Annotated in this window: 18 protein-coding genes and 1 tRNA gene; 9 read left to right on the top strand and 10 right to left on the bottom strand. The window is 72.6% G+C overall.

The genetic code is table 11. The features are described from left to right. Window positions 1-324 precede the first annotated feature (324 nt). The 5 genes from ACIHCL_RS34915 to ACIHCL_RS34895 all read left to right on the top strand — a co-directional run bounded on the left by ACIHCL_RS34915 (window position 325) and on the right by ACIHCL_RS34895 (window position 5,898). Window positions 325-400, top strand: a tRNA-Arg gene (locus ACIHCL_RS34915). Between the two features lie 102 nt (window positions 401-502). Continuing rightward, on the top strand, window positions 503-1,645 hold the full coding sequence (locus ACIHCL_RS34910) for a gala protein (RefSeq protein WP_399868391.1): 1,143 nt from the start codon (window positions 503-505) through the stop codon (window positions 1,643-1,645). After that, on the top strand, window positions 1,642-3,408 hold the full coding sequence (locus tag ACIHCL_RS34905) for an ankyrin repeat domain-containing protein (RefSeq protein ID WP_399868386.1): 1,767 nt from the start codon (window positions 1,642-1,644) through the stop codon (window positions 3,406-3,408). Before ACIHCL_RS34910 ends, ACIHCL_RS34905 begins: the two co-directional genes overlap by 4 nt. A 110-nt stretch (window positions 3,409-3,518) precedes the next feature. Further along, window positions 3,519-4,685, top strand: a complete 1,167-nt coding sequence (locus ACIHCL_RS34900; RefSeq protein ID WP_399868390.1) for a sigma 54-interacting transcriptional regulator — start codon at window positions 3,519-3,521, stop codon at window positions 4,683-4,685. 55 nt (window positions 4,686-4,740) lie between these two features. Next, the gene (locus ACIHCL_RS34895) at window positions 4,741-5,898 is read left to right on the top strand and encodes a VWA-like domain-containing protein (RefSeq protein WP_399868384.1); all 1,158 of its coding nucleotides are present in this window, start codon (window positions 4,741-4,743) and stop codon (window positions 5,896-5,898) included. 97 nt (window positions 5,899-5,995) lie between these two features. Here the strand turns inward: ACIHCL_RS34895 and ACIHCL_RS34890 are convergent, their stop codons facing one another. Beyond that, window positions 5,996-6,988 carry a fibronectin type III domain-containing protein gene (locus ACIHCL_RS34890; RefSeq protein ID WP_399868382.1) on the bottom strand — a complete coding sequence of 331 codons (993 nt, stop codon included), beginning with the start codon at window positions 6,986-6,988 and terminating at the stop codon, window positions 5,996-5,998. A 163-nt stretch (window positions 6,989-7,151) separates the two neighbouring features. Here ACIHCL_RS34890 and ACIHCL_RS34885 point away from each other — a divergent pair, with 163 nt between their 5' ends. Then, window positions 7,152-8,213 carry an amidohydrolase family protein gene (locus ACIHCL_RS34885; RefSeq protein WP_399868380.1) on the top strand — a complete coding sequence of 354 codons (1,062 nt, stop codon included), beginning with the start codon at window positions 7,152-7,154 and terminating at the stop codon, window positions 8,211-8,213. A 355-nt stretch (window positions 8,214-8,568) separates the two neighbouring features. Here the strand turns inward: ACIHCL_RS34885 and ACIHCL_RS34880 are convergent, their stop codons facing one another. The 8 genes from ACIHCL_RS34880 to ACIHCL_RS34845 form a co-directional block, all read right to left on the bottom strand. Further along, on the bottom strand, window positions 8,569-10,044 hold the full coding sequence (locus ACIHCL_RS34880; protein WP_399868378.1) for a nucleobase:cation symporter-2 family protein: 1,476 nt from the start codon (window positions 10,042-10,044) through the stop codon (window positions 8,569-8,571). 261 nt (window positions 10,045-10,305) lie between these two features. Beyond that, complete coding sequence (locus ACIHCL_RS34875; RefSeq protein ID WP_399868376.1) at window positions 10,306-11,703, bottom strand: 8-oxoguanine deaminase; 1,398 nt, start codon at window positions 11,701-11,703, stop codon at window positions 10,306-10,308. A 271-nt stretch (window positions 11,704-11,974) separates the two neighbouring features. Further along, window positions 11,975-12,922, bottom strand: a complete 948-nt coding sequence (gene pucL, locus ACIHCL_RS34870) for a factor-independent urate hydroxylase (protein ID WP_399868374.1) — start codon at window positions 12,920-12,922, stop codon at window positions 11,975-11,977. A gap of 7 nt (window positions 12,923-12,929) precedes the next feature. Continuing rightward, window positions 12,930-13,322 carry a hydroxyisourate hydrolase gene (gene uraH / locus ACIHCL_RS34865; RefSeq protein ID WP_399868373.1) on the bottom strand — a complete coding sequence of 131 codons (393 nt, stop codon included), beginning with the start codon at window positions 13,320-13,322 and terminating at the stop codon, window positions 12,930-12,932. Between the two features lie 29 nt (window positions 13,323-13,351). Beyond that, window positions 13,352-13,861 (bottom strand): 2-oxo-4-hydroxy-4-carboxy-5-ureidoimidazoline decarboxylase, encoded by a 510-nt coding sequence (gene uraD / locus ACIHCL_RS34860; RefSeq protein ID WP_399868371.1) that lies wholly within the window; start codon window positions 13,859-13,861, stop codon window positions 13,352-13,354. A gap of 190 nt (window positions 13,862-14,051) precedes the next feature. Further along, window positions 14,052-14,429 carry a helix-turn-helix domain-containing protein gene (locus ACIHCL_RS34855; protein WP_399868369.1) on the bottom strand — a complete coding sequence of 126 codons (378 nt, stop codon included), beginning with the start codon at window positions 14,427-14,429 and terminating at the stop codon, window positions 14,052-14,054. After that, window positions 14,426-14,677 (bottom strand): hypothetical protein, encoded by a 252-nt coding sequence (locus tag ACIHCL_RS34850; protein WP_399868368.1) that lies wholly within the window; start codon window positions 14,675-14,677, stop codon window positions 14,426-14,428. The genes ACIHCL_RS34855 and ACIHCL_RS34850 overlap by 4 nt, the downstream gene beginning before the upstream one ends. A gap of 150 nt (window positions 14,678-14,827) precedes the next feature. After that, window positions 14,828-16,045 (bottom strand): lactonase family protein, encoded by a 1,218-nt coding sequence (locus ACIHCL_RS34845; protein WP_399868367.1) that lies wholly within the window; start codon window positions 16,043-16,045, stop codon window positions 14,828-14,830. Window positions 16,046-16,267: 222 nt separating this feature from the next. Here ACIHCL_RS34845 and ACIHCL_RS34840 point away from each other — a divergent pair, with 222 nt between their 5' ends. The 3 genes from ACIHCL_RS34840 to ACIHCL_RS34830 all read left to right on the top strand — a co-directional run bounded on the left by ACIHCL_RS34840 (window position 16,268) and on the right by ACIHCL_RS34830 (window position 19,744). After that, entirely contained in the window at window positions 16,268-17,137 is an 870-nt protein-coding gene (locus ACIHCL_RS34840; RefSeq protein ID WP_399868366.1) for a TIM barrel protein, read from the top strand. 15 nt (window positions 17,138-17,152) lie between these two features. After that, entirely contained in the window at window positions 17,153-18,052 is a 900-nt protein-coding gene (locus ACIHCL_RS34835; protein WP_399868364.1) for a 2-hydroxy-3-oxopropionate reductase, read from the top strand. A 234-nt stretch (window positions 18,053-18,286) separates the two neighbouring features. Further along, window positions 18,287-19,744 carry a catalase gene (locus tag ACIHCL_RS34830; protein ID WP_399868363.1) on the top strand — a complete coding sequence of 486 codons (1,458 nt, stop codon included), beginning with the start codon at window positions 18,287-18,289 and terminating at the stop codon, window positions 19,742-19,744. A gap of 461 nt (window positions 19,745-20,205) precedes the next feature. Here ACIHCL_RS34830 and gcl read toward each other — a convergent pair whose 3' ends face one another. After that, a complete protein-coding gene (gene gcl / locus ACIHCL_RS34825) occupies window positions 20,206-21,990 on the bottom strand; it encodes a glyoxylate carboligase (RefSeq protein WP_399868361.1) in 1,785 nt (594 codons plus the stop codon). Window positions 21,991-22,310: the final 320 nt, after the last annotated feature.

The raw sequence follows: 22,310 nt of genomic DNA, 5'->3' as shown, positions 1-22,310 counted from the left end.
GCGTCGACGTGCTCTGGGCGATGCTCCGTGACGGAAGGCTGTTCACCTCCGCCCCACCGGTCACACAGGCGGCTTGACACGATCATTGAGATTCCCTTGAGGCAGGGACCGGTGAGGCGGTCCTGAAGGGGAGTGCGGGATTGCCTGGTGCCATGGAGCACGGGGGAAACTAAAAGGTCTGGACCAAGTCGTCAATAGGTACAGACCATTTGAGGGCGAGTGGCGATCGTCTCGACCGGGCGGCGACGGCCACCGCGACCGGGACGCGCAAGTACGGCACAGATGTACGAATTCGGCTCGGCAGTGGCTATGATCACGCCTGGCAAGGCTGTAGCGCAGAGGTCGTCGCGCCCTAGCATCGAGCTGGAGGACGTCGGTTCGAATCCGACCGGTCTTGCCACCTTTTCGTGGAGCGGAGTCGATGGCGTCGGTTCGTCCCGAGTGGGCGGAGACCCCGGTCGCCCCCTCCCGGCCGGGTGCCGACGGGGACCTGGGAGTAGTGATGATGCAGCCGATGTCCGTGCGTTGTCCCGCGATCGAGCACCCGGACATTCCGCTCGCCGACCCGGCCCTCCTGGACCCGCTGCTGGAGCGGCTGGACTCGGCGCGCCCGGTGGAGGCCGACGAGACCTTCGCGCTCGGTTCGCTGCGGGCCGACGGGCGGGTCGATCTCTGCAAGCAGGGGCTCGGTGTGGCGGGTGCGCTCCGGGTGATGCCCGCCGCCGACCGCTCCCCGCACGCCGCGCACGTCCTGCTCGGCACCAACTCGCTGGGCGACGAGGGGGCACAGGCCGTCGCCGACGCCCTCGCCTCCGCCTCCGCCGGACACGGCCTGCACACGGTCTACCTCGGCTGCAATCGCATCGGGGGCGACGGGGCCACGGCGCTCGCCGACGCGCTCGCCGGGGACGACACCGTCCGGGCGCTGTGGCTGAAGCGCAACCCCGTCGGCGACGCCGGTGTCCGGGCCCTCGCCGCGATGCTGCGCCACAACACCGCGCTGCGCAGCCTCGACCTGGTGAACACGGGGCTCACCACGGACGGCCTCGGCGCTCTGCTGGCCGTACTCACCGAACGGTCCCGGCCGGTCGAGCGGTTGTTCCTCGGCGGCAACGGGCTCGGCGCCGACGCCGCACCGCTGCTCGCCGCCCTGGTCCGGGATGCGGGGGTGCGCGAGCTGTACCTGCCGTCCAATCACCTCGGCGACGCCGGCACCGCCGTGCTCGCGGCCGCCGCCGATCCCGCCCGGCCGGTCCGGTTCGGCCTCGGCGGCAACGGGATCGGGCCCGACGGGGCACGGGCCCTGGCCGACGCGCTCGACGGGATCGAGGCACTCGACCTGGGGCGCCCGCTGTCCGAACGGACCCTCGGAGCACCCCCCAACATCACCGGTGACGCCGGGGCCGACGCGCTGGCCGGAGCATTGCCCGGCAGTCCGCTGCGGCGCCTGGAACTGCGTCATACCGGGCTCACCGGCCGGGGCGCGAAGACCCTGCTGGCCGCCGTCGACTCCCGGTCGCACCTGGAGTACGTGGGGTTGGGCCCCGGTCTTCCCCGCCGGGTGAAGCGGTCCTTCGCGGCGCGGCTGCGCCCGGACCGCGGCGCCCACGCGGACCTGCTCGCGGTCAGGAGCGTCTACCGGTGAGCCCGGCCGAGGCGACGACGAGGCTCTTCGATCCGGAGGAGACGGCGAGCCTGCGACAGGTCCGCCGGTACGCGGTGCCGCGCTGGATGATCGAGGCGTCCGCCGAGCGGCGAGCAGCGGCTGACTGGCGAGGGGCCTGCGCGGCGGGGCTGTTCGACGTGGCCTTCGACCTGGCGGAGGTGGCCGCCGCGTACGGCCCGGACACGGCCGGGGCGCTCGGGGAGGATCTGCGCCATCTGGTGCCGGACCTGGTGCGCTGGCATCTGCCGCGCGTACTGGGCGGGCGCTCGACGCTCGCCGCCGACCTGACCGTGGTCCTGGCCGACTACGCCGCCGCGAAGGCTGCGCCCGATGCGGACGTCCCGTACCTGTATCTGCGCACTCCCCCGATGGTCGAGGGTCCGCAGCGGGTCTCGCTGCGGTTCGGGGCGTTGCGGCGCGGCGGCGCCTCGCGCACCCTCCGCTCGGGCGTCATGGACTGGCGTGCTTGCCGGTACCTGTGGGACGCGCGACGCACCGGCGAACTACGCGCACGGGTCGGCGCCGCGGACCGGCTGCCGTTCCTCCGTGCCGATGGCACACCGGTCGAGGCCGACCGGCTGCCCGGTGCGGACCCGGGAGCCGGGGATCCGGTGGCCCGCGCCGAGTGGGTGACGCTGCTGCACCAGCGGGGACGGGTGGCCGACTCCCTGGCGGCGGCCGGGATCGAGCTGGACCCGACCGAGCCGGCCACGCCGTCGTGGCACCACGCGGAACCGGAGGCGGTCCTCGGCCGGCTGGCCCTCGACGTACCCCGCCTGGCCGCGGAGGCCCGGCGGTTCGCCGATCTGCACCCCACGGACCGGCTCCAGATCGACGGGGACTGGTACGCCCGGACCCTGCTGGAGTTCACGGGCGCCGACGGTGAGGGGCCGCTGCGGATCAGGCTGGTGGGCCGGGACGCGGCGGCGGACGTCCCCTTCCTCCCTCCGGCGCACTGGCGGAGGCTGCCGGATCTCGACCTGCTGCGGACCGGAGCGCTGGCCCCCGCTCAGCTGCATCCGCTGGTCACCGAGGCCCTGTTCCCCGGTGCGGAGGCGGCCGGTCCGCCGGGGCCGACGCCTCCCGCACCGGTACGCGTGCGGTGCCGCGGCGCCTGGCACGAGGTCGTCTTCCGCGACGGGAAGCTCTCCACCCCGCACACCGCACAGGAGCAGCAGCGCGAGAACGCGTTGCGGGCCTTCGGAGGGGCGGTCACCGGCTGCTTCGCCGTGGAGCACTCCTGCACCAGCGGCACCGGCCGGCTCCCCAAGGCGCTGCGCGCCCAGCGGCGCGAGCTCTTCCTGCGCGCCCAGCACGGCGACACGGCGGGGGTGCTGGAGCTGCTGGACGCGGGCGTGGACCCCCGGGTGCGGGACGCCGCGCGGCGCAGCCTGCTCCATGTGCTGCACTTCCTGGACCACGAGGCACTGCTCCCCCGGCTGCTGGCCGCCGGGCTCGATCTGGAGGCCCTGGACCACCGGGAGCGCACCCCGCTGTGTGTGGCGGTCGCCGACCGCGGTTCGGCGGAACTGGTGCGGGCGCTGATCGAGGCCGGGGCGCGGATTGACGTCGTCGACCAGATGGAGCTCTCGCTGGGCCAGTTGGTCCGCATGTACCGCCGCACCGACCTGCAGTTCCTCCGGGAACGGGTGGAGAGGGAGCACCCGGGCACCGGGGCCGAGTGGTGGGACGAGTGGCAGGACGAGCGGGAGGAGCACGGGAGTGAGGACGAGGACGAGTGAGCACCGTCGCCCCTGACACGGCGGGGCAGTCGCCCGTACCACCTTCCGCCTCCGTACCGGCACAGCCGCCCGCGGCGCCGTCGTCGGCTCCGGCCACCGCGCCGGGGCCGCTGGACGCCGCCGACGCGCTCAACCGCCGACTGCGCATGTCCCGCACGGAAGCCGCGACCAATCCCCAACTCGAAGCGCTTGCACTGGCGGTGATGGCCAATCAGCCAGTGCTGCTGTGGGGCGAGCCGGGGATCGGCAAGTCGGCGGGCATGGAGCAGCTCGCCGCCGGGCTCAGTCTCGGGCTGGAGACGGTCATCGCCAGCGTGCACGAGCCGTCCGACTTCGCCGGGCTGCCGGTCGTCGGCGACGACCCGGCCGTGACCGGAGTGCCGATGGCCCCGCCTGACTGGGCGGTCCGGCTGGCCCGCGCGGGCCGGGGGCTGCTGTTCTTCGACGAGCTGTCCTCCGCTCCCCCGGCCGTGCAGGCGGCGCTGTTGCGCGTCGTGCTCGAACGGCGGGTGGGCAGCCTGACGCTGCCCGAGTCCGTACGCATCGTGGCCGCGGCGAACCCGCCGTCGAGCGCGGCGGACGGCTGGCACCTCAGCCCGCCGCTCGCCAACCGCTTCGTCCACCTGCACTGGACGCACGATCCGCGCACCGTGGCGCGCGGCATGGCCGGTACGTGGCCCGAGGTCTCGGTCCCGGTCGTCGACCCGGCCCGGGTGCCCGGTTCGGCCGCGCGGGCCCGCGGCGCGGTCTCCGGCTTCCTCACCGCACGCCCCGGCCTCGTCCACCACATCCCGGCCGATGCGGAGAGCCGGGGCCGGGCCTGGCCGTCACCCCGTACCTGGGACATGGCGTTGCGGCTGCTGGCCACCGGATACGCGACGGGCGTCGGGCGGGAGGCGTTGGCCGCGGCCCTGGCCGGGGCGGTGGGGGACGGCGCGGGCATCGAGCTGCTGTCGTACCTGGAGAACCTCGATCTGCCAGACCCGGACCGGGTGCTGGCGAACCCCGCCGCCTTCGCCCTGCCTGAGCGCGGCGACCGCCAACTGGCGTTCCTCATCGCGATCGTGGCGGCCGTCCAGGGTGATCTCACCCGGCAGCGCTGGGAGGCGGGCTGGGCGGTGCTGGCGAAGGCCGTGGACGCGGGCGTGCCCGATGTGGCGGCCCGGGCCGCGGTCGACCTGGCGTCGATGCGGGACACCGACTGGCCGGTGCCGGAGGGCATCGACGCGTTCGTGGAACTGCTGCAGCTGTCCGGCGCGCTGCCGCAGAGCGGCTGAGGCGGGTACGGCGGTGCCGAAGCCGGAATCCGCTCCGGAGCGGACCCCGTTGGACATGACCAAGCTGCTCGCCGCCCGCTACCGGGCGGCGACCGACCGGCCGTATCTGGCGTCGGCGCTGTACGCCCTGTCGGTGGTGCCGAGCGCGGGGGTCCCCACGATGGGCGTGGACCGGCACTGGCGCTGCTATGTGTCGCCCGCCTTCGTGGCGGCGACGCCGGTGGCGGAGCTGGCCGGGGTGTGGCTGCACGAGGTGGCCCATCTGCTGCGGGACCACCACGGCCGTGCGGAACGGCTGCCCGCCGCCGAGCAGCGCGACCACCACCGTCTGAACGTGGCGCAGGACTGCGAGATCAACGACGACCTGATCACGGACGGGCTGCCGCTGCCGGCGGGCCGGATGGAGCCCCGGCTCTTCGGCCTGCCGACCGGGCGGCTCTTCGAGGAGTACCTGCCGTCGATTCCGCCGGGGCTGCCCGCCCACGACTGCGGTTCGGGCGCGCACGGACGGTCCGCGCCCTGGGAGCTGCCCGCGCACGAGGGACCCACGTGTCTCGGCCCGGTGGAGGCGCAGGCGCTGCGACGGCACACCGCGGAGGCCATGCGCGCCCACCGGCGCAGCCGGGGCACGCTCCCGGCGGGCTGGGAGCGCTGGGCGGACGGGATCCTGGAGCCAGGTGTCGACTGGCGCCAGGCGCTGGCGGGCGCCGTCCGCGAGGCGGCGGCCTGGGCGTCCGGGGCGATGGACTACACGTACCGGCGCCCGTCCCGGCGCAGCGCCGCGCTGCGCGGCGTCGTCCTGCCCAGTCTGCGCCGGCCGCTGCCCCGGGTCGCCGTCGTCATCGACACCTCCGGGTCGATGGGCGACGACGAACTCGGCGCGGCGCTGGGCGAGGTCACCGGTGTGCTGCGGGAGGTGGGCGTCCGGGGCAACCGGGTCACGGTCCTGGCCTGCGACGCGGACGTGCACGCCGTGTCGCGGGTGACGTCCGCCGAGCAGGTCGCGCTGGGCGGGGGCGGCGGTACGGACATGCGGGTGGGGATCGCCGCCGCGCTCGCGGCGCGGGACCGTCCGAACATCGTCGTCGTCCTCACCGACGGCTTCACCCCCTGGCCGGACGAAGCCCCCTCGTGCCGGCTGATCGCGGCGCTCATCGGCGCGGACGCCCCGCAGCCACCGCAGTGGGTGGAGACGGTGCACGTCACCGGCTGAGGCACCGTCACCCCGCCGGGGGTTCCGGGGGCGTCACGGCGCCTCCCGGTCGCACCCGGGGGTGCCGGACCGCCGCGGCGCCTCGCACGCGCCCGGTTCACTCGCCCAGGACGACGGTGCGCTGGGCGGAGAAGTCCCCCCACTTCCCGTCCGGCAGCTTGGCGCGGACCTTGAGGGAGTAGCGGGTGCCGCTCGGTTCCGTGACGGTCAGCCGGTAGTGCGCCCGGCCTGCGGGCGGGGTCGCCCCCCATACGATCGTGGTGGTCAGCCTGCCGTCCATGTAGAGCTGGTACGCGGGGATCTCGCCCCCGGTCCTCGGCTGCTCCCAGTCCAGATCGATGGCGTATTCCTTGCCCTGCGCCCGGTTGGTGACCCGCAGGTCGGTGGGGGCGGTGGAGGCGGGCGCGCCGGGTGCGGACGCGGTGGTGAGGTCGACGGCTTCGCTGTCCGGCGAGGAGTTGTCGGCGGCGTCGCGGGCCCGCACGGTGAAGGTGTAGACGGTGCCGGGGCGCAGCCCGGACACATGGGCCGTGGTTTCGGTGCCCGGCACGCTGTGGATCCGAGAGTCCTCCTGGTAGACGTCGTACGCGGTGACGCCGACGTCGTCCGTGGAGCGGCTCCAGGACAGGTTGACCGCCCGGCCGCCGTCGACGGTGCCGCGCAGCTTCGTCGGGCGGGTCGGGGGTGTGTGGTCCTCGGGGGTCGCGGCGGGGGTGGTGGCAGTCACGGCGGTGCTCGGTGCAGAGAGGTTCCCGGCGGCGTCGCGGGCGCGCACGGTGAAGGTGTAGGAGGTCGAGGCGGTCAGCCCGTCGATGTCGGTCATGGTCTTCGTCCCGGGGAGGGACTTGACCTTCTCGGGCCCGCTCGTCCCGGTCTTGCGGTAGACCTCGTAGCCGGTGACCGCCTTGTCGTCGGACGCCCGCTCCCACATGACGTGCACGGAGGTGGCACTGCCGGCCTGGGCCGTCACATGGCCCGGCACCGTGGGCGCGCTGGTGTCCGCCTCCGGGGTGGAGCCGCAGGCGGTGAGCGCGGCGAGGAACAGGGCGGCGGCGCACGCCGCTGCGGTGGTGGTGTGGGGGCGTCGCACGGTCGTGCCTTCCGTCCGGCAGCAATGGTCCAGACCTATATCGCACGATGCGGGGCCCGCAGACAAGAGCGCGGATCGGAACGTTCCGCAATGTGCCGGTGTGTGCGTGCGTCCGTCCCGGTGATCCATTGGCACGGCAGGGAGGGTGACGTACGGTCGGCTGATGCTGTGCATACGCGGAGTCGTGCTGCCGGAATGCGAGCAGCGCGTGTTCCGGATCGACGGCGGGGTGCTGCGCGAGGGCGCGCCTCCGGGCGGACTCGCGGGCCGGGACGCGGAGTTGGTCGTCGACGGTGGCTGGCTGCTCCCCGGGCTCGTCGATGTGCACACGCATCCGGGTGCGCTGGAGCCGGATGCCCCGTTCGACGAGGGGCTGCTGCGCGGGCAGTTGGCCGAGCATCGGAACGCCGGGGTGCTGGCCGTGCGCACTCCCGGCACCGCGGCGCGGATGCCTGCGTGGGTGGAGACGGATCCCGGGCTTCCGCGGGTGATCTCGGCGGGACGCTGGCTGGCCACGCCCGGCCGGTTCTTCCCGGGCCTCGGGCGCGATGTGACCGAGGACGAGCTGGTGCGGGCCGCCGTGGAGGAGGCGACGGCCTCGTCCGGCTGGTGCAAGGTGATCGGCGACTGGGCGCTGGACGAACCGGCCGTGCCACTGCCGCTGTTGACCTCGGTGGTGGAGGCGGTGCACGCGGTGGGCGGGAAGGCCGCCGTGCACTGCCAGACCGCGGAGGGCTCGCGCAACGCCGTGCTGGCGGGCGCCGACAGCCTGGAGCACGGGATGCATCTGGACCCGGCGCTGCTGGACCGGATGGCCGCGCAGGGCACGGCGTTCGTCCCGACGCTGAGCGCGTTCGGCGCGCGGGCGGACGAGATGCGGGCGCGGCGGCCGGGCCTGCGCCGCGATCTGTGGCTGGCCGGCTGGGACGGCATGCTCGGCCATGTGCGCGCCGCCCACGAGGCGGGCGTGACGGTTCTGGCGGGCACCGACTCCTTCCCGTGCGGGACGGTCGCGAGCGAGGTGTCCTGGCTGGTACGGGCCGGATTGCCGACCACGGCGGCGCTCGGTGCGGCGTCCTGGACGGCGCGGGCCTGGCTGGGGCTGCCGGGCCTCGTGGACGGGGCGCCCGCCGATGTCGTCGCGTACGCGGCCGACCCGACGCTGGACCCCGCCGTCCTGCGGCACCCGAGCCGGATCGTGCTGCGGGGGCGCGTGGTGCGGTGAGCGCCGGGGCCGGGCCCCGGGTGGAGCGGCCCGTGCGCGGGGCGCGCGGAGACCGCCCCGTGAACGGCCGGTACGGCCGCGCGTGACGGCCCGTCACGCGTTACCGTGACCGGCCAGCGGCCGATGTCCGCGAACGGCGGGTTCATGGGCGACCTGTGAGGCGGGGGCACCGGCGTCTGGATCCACGCGGCCTACCTCGACTGCTGACGCCTACGGCCGCACGGGTCCCCGGCCATCGATCCCCGCGATCAGCGGGGACCCACCGCTGTGGCCGGGGCGTCCCCCGCCGCCCCGGCCCCGCCCCGCACCGTGCTCACCGCGCGGTGCGGGGCATCGTCCGTCCGCGGCCGACCGGTCAGTGCGCGGTCGCCGGGGCCGTCGCGGTCGAACCGCTCCCCGGGGCCTCCCGCCCGCTCCGGTCCGGCGTCCCGCGGTCCGCTCCCTTGCCTTCCGTCCTGACACCGAGGTGGTTGAAGGCGATGTTCAGCAGGATCGCGACGACGCATCCGGTCGAGATCCCCGAGTCGAGCACGACCAGCAGGTCCTTCGGGAGGGCGTGGTAGAAGTCCGGCGCCGCGATCGGGATCATGCCGACCCCCAGGGCTGCGGCCACGATCAGCGCGTTCTCGCCCTTCTCCAGCGCGGCGGTCGCCAGGGTCTGGATGCCGCTCGCGGCGACCGAGCCGAAGAGCACGATCCCGGCGCCGCCGAGGACCGGCAGCGGGACGAGGGCGATGACGGACGCGGCGGCGGGTACCAGCCCGAGCACGATCAGGATGCCACCGCCCGCGGCGACCACGAAGCGGCTGCGGACCTTGGTCATCGCGACGAGTCCGATGTTCTGGGCGAAGGCGCTGCACATGAAGCCGTTGAAGAACGGGCTGAGGGCACTGCCCAGGGTGTCGGCGCGCAGCCCGCCTTCGATGGTCCGCTCGTCGGCCGGGCGGCCGACGATCCGGCCGAGGGCCAGCATGTCGGCGGTGGACTCGGTCATGCTGACCAGCATCACCACGCACATGGAGACGATCGCGGCGATCTCGAACTGCGGCGCGCCGAAGTGGAACGGGGTGGGGAAGCCGATCAGTCCGGCGTCCCCGACCGCTCCGAAGTCGGTGATGCCGACCGGTATCGCGATCAGGGTGCCGATGACCAGGCCGAGCAGGATGGCGATCTGCTGGAGGAAGCCGCGCAGCAGCTTGCGCAGGGCGAGGACGATGGCCATGGTCAGCACGGCCATGGTGATGTTGGCCGCCGAGCCGTAGTCGGACGCCTTGGCGTTGCCGCCCTGCGACCAGTTGAAGGCGACCGGCAGCAGTGAGACACCGATCAGGGTGATCACCGTTCCGGTGACGACGGGTGGGAAGAAGCGGATCAGCTTGCAGAAGTACGGGGCGAGCAGGAAGCCGAGGAGTCCGGCGACGATGATCGCGCCGAAGATGACCGCGATGCCGTCGTGCCCGCGGTCCTTGCCGATCGCCACCATCGGGGTGACCCCGGCGAAGGAGACGCCGTTGACGAACGGCAGCCGGGCGCCGATGCGCCAGATGCCGAGGGTCTGGAGCAGGGTGGCCAGCCCCGCGGTGAAGAGGCTCGCGCCCATCAGGAAGGCGGTCTCCTTGGGGGTGAGCCCCACGGCGGGGCCCACGATCAGCGGCGGGGCCACCACGCCCGCGTACATCGCGGCCACGTGCTGGAGGCCGCTGGTGAACAGTTTCAGCGGGGGGAGCGTCCGATCGACCGGGTGCTTCCGGCCTTCCGGGTCCGCCGCGCGGGCGGGTTCGGCGTCGGGTGCTGCGTCTGCGTCGTTGCGAAACCTGGGCTTGGCTGCCACGGCGGTTCCTCCGGTCGGTTGCACGTCTGCTGTGACGTGGGTGTCAGGGAGGTGAGGCGAGTGGTGCGGCGGTACAGGTGAGGGCAGGTGGGGGGACAGGTTGTGCAGCGGCTGGTGCGGGCAGCGCCGTGGGCCGGTGCGGGGGGGCGTACGAAGGTGGGTACGCGCCGCGCACCGACTGCCGCGGACCCGGATCGGGTGCGCGGCGGCCGGCCGAGGGCCGTCCCCCCTCGACCGGCCGGTACGGGGTGTTCCGGGGCGTCAGGCCCCGGCGGCGATCCGCGCGAGGCGGCGTGCCTCGTCGCGTGTGGCACGGGCGATCGCGTCCTCGTCCGCGGTGACCAGACGGCCGTCCTCGACGACCGGTCTGCCGTCGACGAGGGAGAGGGTGACCGGGGCGGCGGCGCCGAGGACGAGTGCGGTGACCGGGTCGGCGATGGAGGCGTGGGCGAGGGTGTCCATCTTCCAGAGCACGAGATCGGCGAGCTTTCCGGGTTCCAGGGAGCCGATCTGGTCGGCGCGGCCCAGTGCCCGGGCTCCGCCGTGCGTTCCCAGGCGCAGGGCCTGACGGGCGTTCAGCGCCCTCTCGCGTTGGGGGCCGAGGCGGTTGACGAGGAGGGCGTTGCGTAGTTCGGTGTGGAGTTCTCCGGACTCGTTGGAGGCGGTGCCGTCGACACCGAGGCCGACCGGAACACCGGCCGCGAGCATGTCGGGAACGCGGGCGATACCCGCGGCGAGACGGGCGTTGGACGAGGGGCAGTGCGCGACCCCGGTGCCGGTGCGGGCGAAGGCGGCGATGTCGGAGTCGTTCATGTGCACGCAGTGCGCCATCCACACGTCGTCGCCGAGCCAGCCGGTCGACGCGAAGTAGTCGGTCGGCCCCATGCCGAAGAGCTGCTGGCAGAAGGTCTCCTCCTCCGCCGTCTCCGAACCGTGGGTGTGCAGGCGCACTCCCTTGCGGCGAGCCAGCTCGGCCGCCTCCCGGAGAAGTTCCGTGGAGACGGAGAACGGGGAGCAGGGTGCGACGGCGATCCGGGTCATTGCGTCGAACGAGGGGTCGTGGTGCGCGTCGACGGTCGCCTCGGTGGCGGCGAGCGCGCCGTCGAGGGTCTCCACGGCGAAGTCCGGCGGCAGTCCCCCGTCCGACTCTCCCCGGTCCATGGAGCCCCGGGCGAGGGTGAACCGCACGCCCATGTCGCGGGCGGCCCCGATGATGGCGCCGGACAGGTCGCCGGCACCCCGCGGGTGGACGTAGTGGTGGTCCATGGCGGTGGTCACGCCGCCCCGCGCCATCATGGCGAGCGAGCCCTGCGCGGCGGCGCGGACCATCGGTTCGTCGATGCGCGCCCAGGTCGGGTACAGGGCCACCAGCCAGTCGAAGAGCTTGTGGTCGGTGGCGAGGCCGCGGGTGATCCACTGGTAGAAGTGGTGGTGGGTGTTGACCAGGCCGGGGGTGGCCAGGTGCCCGGTGCCGTCGACACGGCGCGCGACGTTCTCCAGGTCCGTGGGCGCCCGGCCGGCGCCAACGGACTCGATGCGGTTGCCGGCGACGACGACATGCCCGGAGGCGTACTCGGTGTCGTCGGGATCGACGGTGGCGATCGCGCAGTTCTCGATGACGATGCGTGCCACGTGCTCGGGGGCCGCCGATGATGCCATGGCGCTTTCCCTCTCTGTCCGGCGGGGCGGGACATGAACCTGGTGTGTCCGTCGGCCCGGGTGCTGGCCGTGCCATGGGGGGTTTCCTCCGGCCCGCCCGGCTCCCCGCCCGGGTGTGTGCGGACGGGGACCGGCGCGGCGCCGCATCAAAGATCGGCTCGGGTTCGCTCGGGGACGGATGCCGAAGGCGGCGTCGGCGCTCGACGTCGGGGACCGGCGTCGGGGCTCGCCGCCGGAGACCGGCGTCGGGGACGGGCGGGGAAGCCCGTCGTCAGAGGTTGGTCATATCGATGGGGATCCGGGCCTCGGCGCCGTCCCGCAGCACGGTGGCCTCGATCAGGCCGTACGGGCGGTCCGCCGCGAAGTAGACCTCGTTGTCGTTCTTGAGACCGAACGGCTCCAGATCGACGAGGAAGTGGTGCTTGTTGGGCAACGAGAAGCGGATCTCGTCGATCTCGCCGCGGTGGTTGATGACGCGCGAGCCCATTTGGAACAGGGTCTGCTGGAGGGAGAGGGAGTACGTCTCGGCGAACGCCTGGAGCATGTGCTTGCGGGTCTGCTCGTAGGACTTCTCCCAGTGGGGCATCCGGGTCTCGTCGTCCGTCCAGTTGAACCGCCACCGGGCCGACACCTCGGTGGCGAGGATCCGGTCGTGCGCCTCCTTGAGCGTCGTGTACTCGTCCTTGACGTAGCCCCAGAACTCGGAGTGGGTGGAGTTCATCACCACGAGGTCCTTGAGCCCGGAGATGATCTGCCACTGCTCGCCGTCGTAGGTGATCTGGGCGGTGCGCGTCTCCCGGCCCCCGCGGACGAAGGAGTGCTTGACCTCGTCGGCCCCGATGAACCGCGAGTTGGCGTCCGAGGTGGCGATGCGCTCCCAGGCGTACTCCTCGATCCGGATCCGCGCGACCTTGATCGGCTCCTGCGACGTGACGAAGTGGCGGGCGAGGTGGATGCCGAACTGCTCGGCGGAATCGATGCCGTGCTTCTTGGCGAAGGCGAACACCGTGTTCTTGGTGGTGTCGGTCGGCAGAACGTGGGCGTTGGAACCGGAGTAGTGGACGTCTTCCATGTCGCCGGAGAGGGCGACGGAGACGTTCAGGTCCCTGATGTGATGGGTGTCGCCGTCCCGGGTGATCCTGACGACGCGGTTCTCCGCCTTGCCGTACTGGTTCTGCCCGAGCGTCACAGCGCGGGGGCGGGGGGAATCGGCGGTCATGTCGGTGCTAGCTCCCTCGGTAAACGGAGTAGCCGAACGGGTTGAGCAGCAGCGGTACGTGATAGTGCTCGCCCGGAGCGACGGCGAAGGTGATCGCCACCTCGGGGAAGAACACGCCGCTGTCCCTTGCGCGGGGGGCGTCCTGCTGTGCCGCGGCCGGCCTCTTGCTGGCGAAGTACGCCTCGGTGTCGAAGTCGAGCCGTACATGGGTGGTGCCCTCCGGCAGTGCCGGCAGGTCCTTGCAGCGCCCGTCCGCATCGGTGGCACCGGCGCCGAGCGCGGTCCACGGGGCGTCCCTCCCGCCGCGGGCGGCGAGCCGGACGGCGACGGCCGCGGCGGGGCGGCCGATGCTGGTGTCCAGGATGTGGGTGGACACCGATGCGGTGGCGGAGGTGCTCAAGACCTTCACTCCCTTTCCATGACGGGTAGTCACATACCGTCCGTGACGAGACGGGTGAGCCGGATGCGGTTGATCTTGCCGAGTTCGGTACGCACGTGTCCGCGTTCCTCCTCCGGCGAGTTCCCGATCCGGGACTCCACCGCGTCGCGCAACTGCTCACCGGTGGCTCCGGTGGCGCAGATCAGGAAGACGTGTCCGAACCGTTCCTGGTAGGCCAGATTCAGTTCGAGCATCTCGGCCCGGAGTTCCTCGGAGGCCCCGGCCATGCCCCGTTGTTCGCGGGTGGAGACCGGGTCGCCAGGCTTCGGGCGGCCGATCGGCGGGTGACCGGCCATCGCCTCGGCCAGTTCCTCCGCCGTCAGCTCGGCCGTGGCGGCGTCACTGGCGGAGAGGAGTGCTTCGGCGGTGGTGTAGGGACGCCGGGAGAGGATCGCCCTCCCCCATGCCGTACTGGCGCACACCTCGTGCAACACGATGGTCGCCTCGTCGTGCGGCAGGGTGTTGAACCGGGACAGGCCCGGTGTGGAGCTCGAAGTCACGGGAGCCTCCGTGGCTGTACTCGCGGTGCGACTCGTCGCTTCGCTTCGGTCGGGCTGCGCATAGCTAACGCCCTCCGCAACACAACGTCAACACTTTGTTGAAATTGCGCGAACGAGCGAGGCCGCCGCCCGGCGATCCGGACGGCGGCCTCGCGCACCACCGGCGGCCCTCATCCGCCAGTGCCTCCAACTACCGCTCCCTGGCGGCGTTTTCCCTGTTGAGGTAGTTGTAGACGGTAAAGCGGCTGACGCCCAGCGCGCTTGCGACCGTCTCCACACCGTGCCGCACGGAGAACGCGCCGCGCGCCTCGAGACTGCGCACCACCGACTGCTTGGCCCGGCGGTCCAGCTCCGCGAGCGGCATGCCGTACCGGCGCTCCATGGCGGCCAGGATGTGGTCGAGCGACTCCGACAGTTGGGGCAGCCGGACCGCGACGACCTCCTGCCCCTCCCAGGACAGCACCACGTCATCGTCCCGGGCTTCGTCCGGCCCGAGCAGTTCGGCGCCCATGGCCTCGACGAGCGGTTCGACCGCCGCGACGAGGGGGTGGTCCGCGGAGTCGGTCACTTCGCGTCCCCTCCGATGACGTTGACCTGGAGCGACACCCTGGTGGCGCCCGAGGCCAGCACGCTGCGCAGCAGGGTGTCCACCGCGCCGAGCACCTGGTCGGCGCCGCCCTCCGCCGTGTTGCCGAAGGGGCCGACGTCCACGGCGTCCAGTTCGGCCGTCCGGATGACCTCACGGGCCACGACCGCGTGGGCGGGCGCCTCGTCGAGGTCGAAGGGCTCGGTGGTGAACTCCACTCTCAGGCGCACTGTGCCTCCCACATGCGTTCGCCGCGTCCGGGCGGACCGGCGGTACGGGGCCCGACCCTAATCGAAGGGCCCGGGAGCGTCCCGGACACCCGGGTGACGGCCGCCACCCGGGGCGTGAGCCGGCCCGGCCGGGTCCGTGAAGGCCGCCGCTCAGGGCCTCGACACGTCGTTCGCCCGGTAGGACAGCACGCAGACGGCGGCCGGGAACGGGAAGGGGGCCCCGGTGCGGGTCAGAGCGCCGTCGCGGGCACCGACCCGGAAGACCGTCACCGTGCCCGACCGCTGGTTGGCAGCGAACAGCAGCCCGCCGTCCGGTGAGAAGGCGATCTGCCGGGGGAAGTCACCCCCGGCCGGCACGGTGTCGAGCTGTCTCAGCGCGGCTCCGCCGTCCTCGACGGCATAGCGCGTCAGGCTGTTGTGCCCCCGGTTGGCGAGGTAGGCGAACCGGCCGTCGGCGGCGACCAGGAACTGCGCGGGGTAGTTGGCGCCGCCGGTGCCGGTGGACAGCGGCGTGCCCGGCGAGAGGACGCCCGTGGCGGGATCGTAGCCGCAGAGGACGGTGGTGTTGTCGAGTTCGCAGGCCAGGTAGGCGAACCGGCCCCCGGGGTGGAACGCGAGGTGGCGCGGTCCGGCCCCGGGGCGCAGGGCGGCACGGGAGACCTGGGCGAGTCTGCCGTGCTTCTCGTCGAGCCGGTACGTGTACACGGTGTCGTTGCCGAGGTCCACTGCGAGGACGTGGCCGCCGTCGGGCGTGGTGACGATCTGGTGGGTGTGCGGCCCGTCCTGGCCGGGGCCGGGCGGCGGGGCGGTGTGGGCCACCAGATGCGTGCGCTCCCCCAGCGAGCCGTCGGCGCCGATGGGATGCACCACGACACTGCCGGAGCCGTAGTTCGCGGTGAGCAGCCAGCGCCCGGAGGGGTGGACGGAGAGGTGGGCGGGCCCCGCCCCACCGGTGGCGCGGGCACCGAGCACCCGGTGACGGCCGTCCGGAGAGAGGGCGATGGCCGTCACCGCGCCGTTCCGCCGTTCGTCGACCGCGTAGACGGTGCGCCCGGAGGGGTGCAGGGCCAGGTACGAGGGGTCGTCGACGCCCGTGATCACGGGTCCGGCGGAGACCGCCCCGGAGGTGGCGTCGTAGGCCGCCGTGCCGATTCCCGTGCCGCCGCCCTCGGCCGAGGTGTATGTGCCCAGCAGCAGCCGGTCGGCGTGCGGGAGCACCGCGGGCGCGGACGCCCGGTCGCGCACGGGCGGTGCGTCGCGCCCCGGCGCCGCGGGCCGGGGCGGGCCGGGCCGGACGGGGGCCGCGGTCAGGGCGGCACCGGCGAGCAGGGCTCCGAGGACGGTGCGTCGGCGAGGGGCGCGGTTCATGCGAAACACCTCGTGCGGGGGTCGGCTGCGGCGGACGCACCGGCCACCCTGACCCGCTTCGCGTCCGTCGGCAACCGGCGCGATGCGGACCACCGCCCGCCGCGGTCCGCGCCGAGGGCCCGGACCCAATCCCGGGCACCCCCTTGACACCTCTCGGCACCACGGGCAGTCTTCCGTACAGCAGAAAGTTACTTCCACTATACGGAAGGAGCGGGAACCCTCATGGGCTACCCGGACCAGCGCTTCGATGTGAACCTCTCGATCCTCTTCACCGAACTTCCGCTCCTGGAACGCCCCGCGGCCGCCGCCGCGGCCGGTTTCACGGCGGTCGAGCTGTGGTGGCCCTGGATCGAGACCCCCACTCCGCCCCAAGCCGAGCTCGACGCCCTCAAGAAGGCGCTCGACGACGCGGGCACCCGGCTGGTGGGGCTGAACTTCTACGCGGGCCGGCTGCCCGGACCCGACCGCGGGGCACTCTCGGTGCCCGGCCCGGAGTCGGAGCGCTTCCGCGCCAACATCGAGGTGGCGGCCGACTTCGCCGTCTCGGTCGGCTGCACGGCGCTCAACGCGCTGTACGGCAACCGCGCCGAGGGCGCGGGCCCGGCCGAGCAGGACGCACTGGCCTTGGAGAACCTGGCCCTCGCCGCCCGCGCGGCCCACCGGATCGGGGCGGTGCTGCTGATCGAGGCCCTCAACGCGCCCGAGTCGCCGCACTATCCGCTGGTCGGCGCGCCGGCCGCGATCGAGGTCGTCGACAAGGTCAACGCGGCGACCGGGCTCGGCAACGCGAAGTTCCTGATGGACCTCTACCACCTGTCGATGAACGGCGAGGACCTGAGCGCGGTCATCGCGGCGTACGCGGCGAAGACCGGTCACGTCCAGATCGCCGACAACCCGGGGCGCGGCGTGCCCGGCACCGGCTCGCTCCCGCTGGAACGACTCCTCGACGAGCTGGCGAAGGCCGGTTACGACGGCTGGGTCGGCCTGGAGTACAAGCCGGGCGACCGGCCGAGCTCCGAGGCGTTCGCCTGGCTGCCTACCCCGGCCAGCCCCGCTCGCCGGGACGGCGCACCCTCCTCGTACACACGCTGATCGGAAGGCACCCTCATGAGCGTTGAACTCCCCGAGGTCGCGTGGATCGGGCTCGGCATCATGGGCTCCCCCATGTCCGAGAACCTGATCAGGGCCGGGTACGACGTCACCGGCCACACCCTGGAGCAGGAGAAGACCGACCGGCTGGTCGCGGCCGGCGGCACGGGCGCGGGCTCGGTCGCCGAGGCGGTCCGGGAGGCCGATGTCGTCATCACGATGCTGCCCGCCTCCCCGCAGGTCGAGGCTGTCGCGTACGGCCCCGGCGGCATCCTGGAGAACGCGAGGCCCGGGACCCTGCTGATCGACATGTCGTCGATCACGCCGCAGACCTCCGTGGACCTCGCGAGGAACGCCCGGGAGAAGGGCATCCGGGTGCTGGACGCCCCGGTGTCCGGCGGCGAGGCCGGGGCGGTGGAGGCCGTGCTGTCGATCATGGTGGGCGGCGAGCGGTCCGACTTCGAGTCGGCGCGGCCGGTCTTCCAGGCGCTCGGAAAGACCATCGTGCTGTGCGGACCGCACGGCTCCGGCCAGACGGTGAAGGCCGCCAACCAGCTGATCGTCGCGGTGAACATCCAGGCGTGCGCCGAGGCGGTGGTCTTCCTGGAGAAGTCCGGCGTCGACCTTGCCGCGGCGCTCGACGTCCTGGGCGGCGGGCTGGCCGGCTCGACGGTCCTGGCCCGTAAGAAGGACAACTTCCTCAAGCGGGACTTCGCCCCGGGCTTCCGGATCGACCTGCACCACAAGGACATGGGCATCGTGACCGACGCCGCCCGCACCGTCGGCGCCGCACTGCCGGCCGGCGCCGTGGTCGCCCAGCTCATCGCCTCGCTGCGCGCCCAGGGCGACGGCGGGCTGGACCACTCGGCGCTGCTGCGCTCGGTCGAGCGGCTCTCGGGACAGCCCGTCCGGGCCTGATCGGCCGGTCCGCCGGCTTCGGCCCCGACGGGCCGGGCCGTCACAGACTTCCGGACGGCGTCGGCACCGACACCTGTCCTGTCGCGCCCAGGCGTCGGCGCCGTCCGGAACACCAGACATCCGATTTCAACAAACTGTTGACGGCCGGTTCGGGGCGTACCTACGCTCCTGGAGCCTCACACCGTCGCAGTTCAGCCCCTCAGCAGATCCCGCACGGAAGGTCGCCCCGACACCATGACGCAGCGTGTGCTCACGACCGAGTCAGGCGCCCCGGTCGCCGACAACCAGAACTCCGCCGCCGCCGGCGCCGGAGGCCCGCTCCTCCTCCAGGACCAGCACCTGCTGGAGAAGCTGGCCCGCTTCAACCGGGAGCGCATTCCGGAGCGGGTGGTCCACGCCCGCGGCTCCGGCGCGTACGGCTCCTTCGAAGTGACCGACGACGTCACGGCGTTCACCCGGGCCGACTTCCTCTCCGAGATCGGCAGGCGCACCGAGACGTTCCTCCGCTTCTCGACCGTGGCCGACTCCCTGGGCGGAGCGGACGCGGTGCGCGACCCGCGCGGTTTCGCCCTCAAGTTCTATACGGACGAGGGGAATTACGATCTGGTCGGTAACAACACCCCGGTGTTCTTCGTCAAGGACCCCATCAAGTTCCCCGACTTCATCCACTCGCAGAAGCGCGACCCGTTCACGGGCCGCCAGGAGCCGGACAACGTCTGGGACTTCTGGGCGCACTCCCCCGAGGCCACGCACCAGGTCACCTGGCTCTTCGGCGATCGCGGCATCCCCGCCTCGTACCGCCACATGAACGGATACGGCTCGCACACCTACCAGTGGACGAACGCCGAGGGCGAGGCGTTCTTCGTCAAGTACCACTTCAAGACGAACCAGGGGATCCGCTGCTTGTCCAGCGAGCAGGCCGCCGAACTCGCCGGCAAGGACCCCGGATCGCACCAGACGGACCTGCTCCAGGCCATCGAACGCGGGGTCAACCCGTCCTGGACGCTGTATGTGCAGATCATGTCGGCCGCCGAGGCCGCCGACTACCGCTTCAACCCGTTCGACCTGACCAAGGTCTGGCCGCACAGCGACCATCCGCTCCGGCGCGTGGGCCGCCTGGTCCTGGACCGCAACCCGGACAACGTCTTCGCCGAGGTCGAGCAGGCGGCGTTCTCCCCGAACAACTTCGTGCCGGGCATCGGTCCGTCGCCGGACAAGATGCTCCAGGGCCGGCTGTTCGCGTACGCGGACGCGCACCGCTACCGGCTGGGCGTCAACCACACCCAGCTGCCGGTGAACGCTCCGCGCACCCCGGTCGTCGACACCTACGGCCGCGACGGTCTGCACGCCACCCGCAACGGCGGGCGCCACGACAAGAACTACGAGCCCAACTCGTACGCGGGCCCGGTCCAGACCGGTGAGGCACTCTCCACTCCGCTGGCGGTGCACGGCTGGACCGGCACCCATGCGGCGCCCGCCCACACCAAGGACGACGACTTCTTCCAGGCGGGCGAGCTCTACCGGCTGATGTCCGAGGAGGAGAAGGGCCGCCTGGTCGCCAACATCGCCGGGAGCCTGTCCCAGGTCTCCCGGGACGACGTGATCGAGAAGAACCTCGCCCACTTCCGCGCGGCCGACGCCGAGTACGGCCGGCGCGTGGAGGAGGCCGTCCGCGCCCTGCGCGAGGACTGAGCCTCCGTCTCCCAGAACCCCCGCGCGCGCCGCGTGCCCGATGAGGGGTGGCACGCGGCGCGGGCGGGCGGAGTGCCCCGACCTGCGGAACTCGCCGGAAAGGGCACGGGGTCGCGGCGGTTGCGCGACGCCGGTGCGGTGGCGGTGCCGGTGAGTTCGGTCCCGGACCTGAAGGGGACCGTGCGCACCGGCACGATCGCCGCCGCCGCGACCCCACGCACCACCCTCGTACCGGGGCGTGGAGCACGAGGAGAAATCCCGTGCTCCACGCCCTTCCAGCGTCTCCGTCCCCGTACGCCCGCGGCGCGCCCGGTCGCACACCCTGCGGAACGGGCTTGCGGGGCGGCGGACCTGGGCGGACACCGGGCGACCGTGCGCACCGCACGGCCGGCCGACGCATGCGAGCGGTCCTCGCCCCCGGGACACTCCGGGAACGAGGACCGTTCGGGACCCACGACGCGTCAGGAGGCGGCGAGCGGACGGATCGCGGTCGGCGCGTGGCCCGGTTCCGTCGCGATTTCCTCGAACTCGTCGACCGACGCGATGTCCGTACCGCTCATCGCGATGTTCGTCACCCGCTCCAGGATCGCCTCGACCACCACCGGCACCCGGAACTCGGCCGCCAGCTTCTTCGCCTCCTCGAACGCCGGCAGCAGCCGGTCCGGCTCGGTGACCCGGATCGCCTTGCAGCCCAGGCCTTCGACGACCTTGACGTGGTCGACGCCGTACACACCGATCTCCGGCGCATTGATGTTCTCGAACTCCAGGTCGACCTGGAAGTCGATGTCGAAGTTGCGCTGCGCCTGGCGGATCAGCCCCAGGTACGCGTTGTTCACCAGGACATGGACGTACGGGACGCGGTGCTGCGCGCCGACGGCCAGTTCCTCCAGCATGAACTGGAAGTCGTAGTCGCCGGAGAGCGCGACGACCGAGCCGTCCGGAACCGCCGTGGCGACGCCCAGCGCGGCCGGGACGGTCCAGCCGAGCGGCCCGGCCTGGCCGCAGTTGATCCAGTGGCGCGGGCGGTAGACGTGCAGCATCTGCGCACCGGCGATCTGGGAGAGGCCGATCGTGGTGACGTAGCGGGTCTCGGGGCCGAAGGCCCGGTTCATCTCCTCGTACACCCGCTGCGGCTTCAACGGGACGTCGTCGAAGTGGGTACGGCGCTGGAGGGTGGCCCGGCGCCCCTGGACGGACGCGGCCCACTCCGAGCGGTCCTTGAGCCTCCCGTCCGCCTTCCGCTCCCGCGCCGCCTCGACGAACAGTGCCAGCGCCGCGCCGGCGTCCGAGACGATGCCGAGGTCGGGGGCGAAGATCCTGCCCAGCTGGGTGGGTTCGATGTCGACGTGCACGAACGTGCGGCCCCGGGTGTAGACGTCCAGCTTCCCCGTGTGCCGGTTGGCCCAGCGGTTGCCGATGCCGAGGACGAAGTCGGACTCCAGGAAGGTGGCGTTGCCGTAGCGGTGCGAGGTCTGGAGGCCGACCATGCCCGCGTTCAGGGCGTGGTCGTCGGGGATCGCACCCCAGCCCATCAGGGTCGGCACCACGGGAATGCCCGTCAGTTCCATGAATTCCAACAGGAGTTGACAGGCGTCGGCGTTGATGACTCCTCCCCCGGCGACGATCAGCGGGCGTTCGGAGGCGTCCAGCATCTCCAGGGCGCGCTCGATCTGCTTGCGGGACGCGACGGGCCGGTGCACCGGCAGCGGCTCGTACAGTTCGGGATCGAACTCGATCTCGGTCAGCTGGACGTCGAGGGGGAGGTCGATCAGGGCCGGGCCGGGGCGGCCGCTCCGCATCAGGTGGAAGGCCCACTGGAACACGCCCGGGACCTGGGCGGCCTCCAGGACGGTCGTCGCCGCCTTGGTGACGGGCGCCGCGATCGAGGCGATGTCGACCGCCTGGAAGTCCTCCTTGTGGAGCACCGCGGTCGGAGCCTGGCCGGTGATGCAGAGGATCGGGATGGAGTCGGCCATGGCGGAGTACAGGCCGGTGATCATGTCGGTGCCGGCCGGCCCCGACGTCCCGACGCAGACACCGATGTTGCCCGGGCGGGCCCGGGTGTACCCCTCCGCCATGTGGGAGGCGCCCTCGACGTGGCGGGCGAGCGTGTGGTGAACCCCTCCGGACTCCTTGAGGGCCGCGTAGAAGGGGTTGATCGCCGCGCCCGGCACGCCGAACGCGTTGCTGACGCCTTCACGCTTGAGGATTTCGACTGCCGCTCGGGCAGCGCTCATTCGAGGCATTGAGTGCTCCTGCTCGGACCGGGTGGAGTCGGGCTCTGTCGCGCCCCTGAGAGCACCAATTCCGCATTACGGAAAGCTAATTCTGTATTGCGGAACTCAATGTAAGGTGTGGCCGAATCGCCGTCAAGGGAGCCCGGACGGGGGCGGCGCCGGGAAGGACGGCCCAAGCAGTACGCCGATTCGCTCCCTGCACCCCCTCCTCGTGGAGGAACATGTCCTTCTGCGGAACATGCCCTTTCGCGGCGCGGCACGGGGGTCGGGCCGGACCGGACCGGCCGGACGCGCGCGGGGTCCTGACGGGGAGGCGGCCGGAGGGTGAG

Origin of the sequence: Streptomyces sp. NPDC052042, assembly GCF_044548345.1 — a bacterium.
Lineage (GTDB): Bacteria > Actinomycetota > Actinomycetes > Streptomycetales > Streptomycetaceae > Streptomyces.
This window is presented reverse-complemented; position numbering and strand designations above follow the sequence as displayed.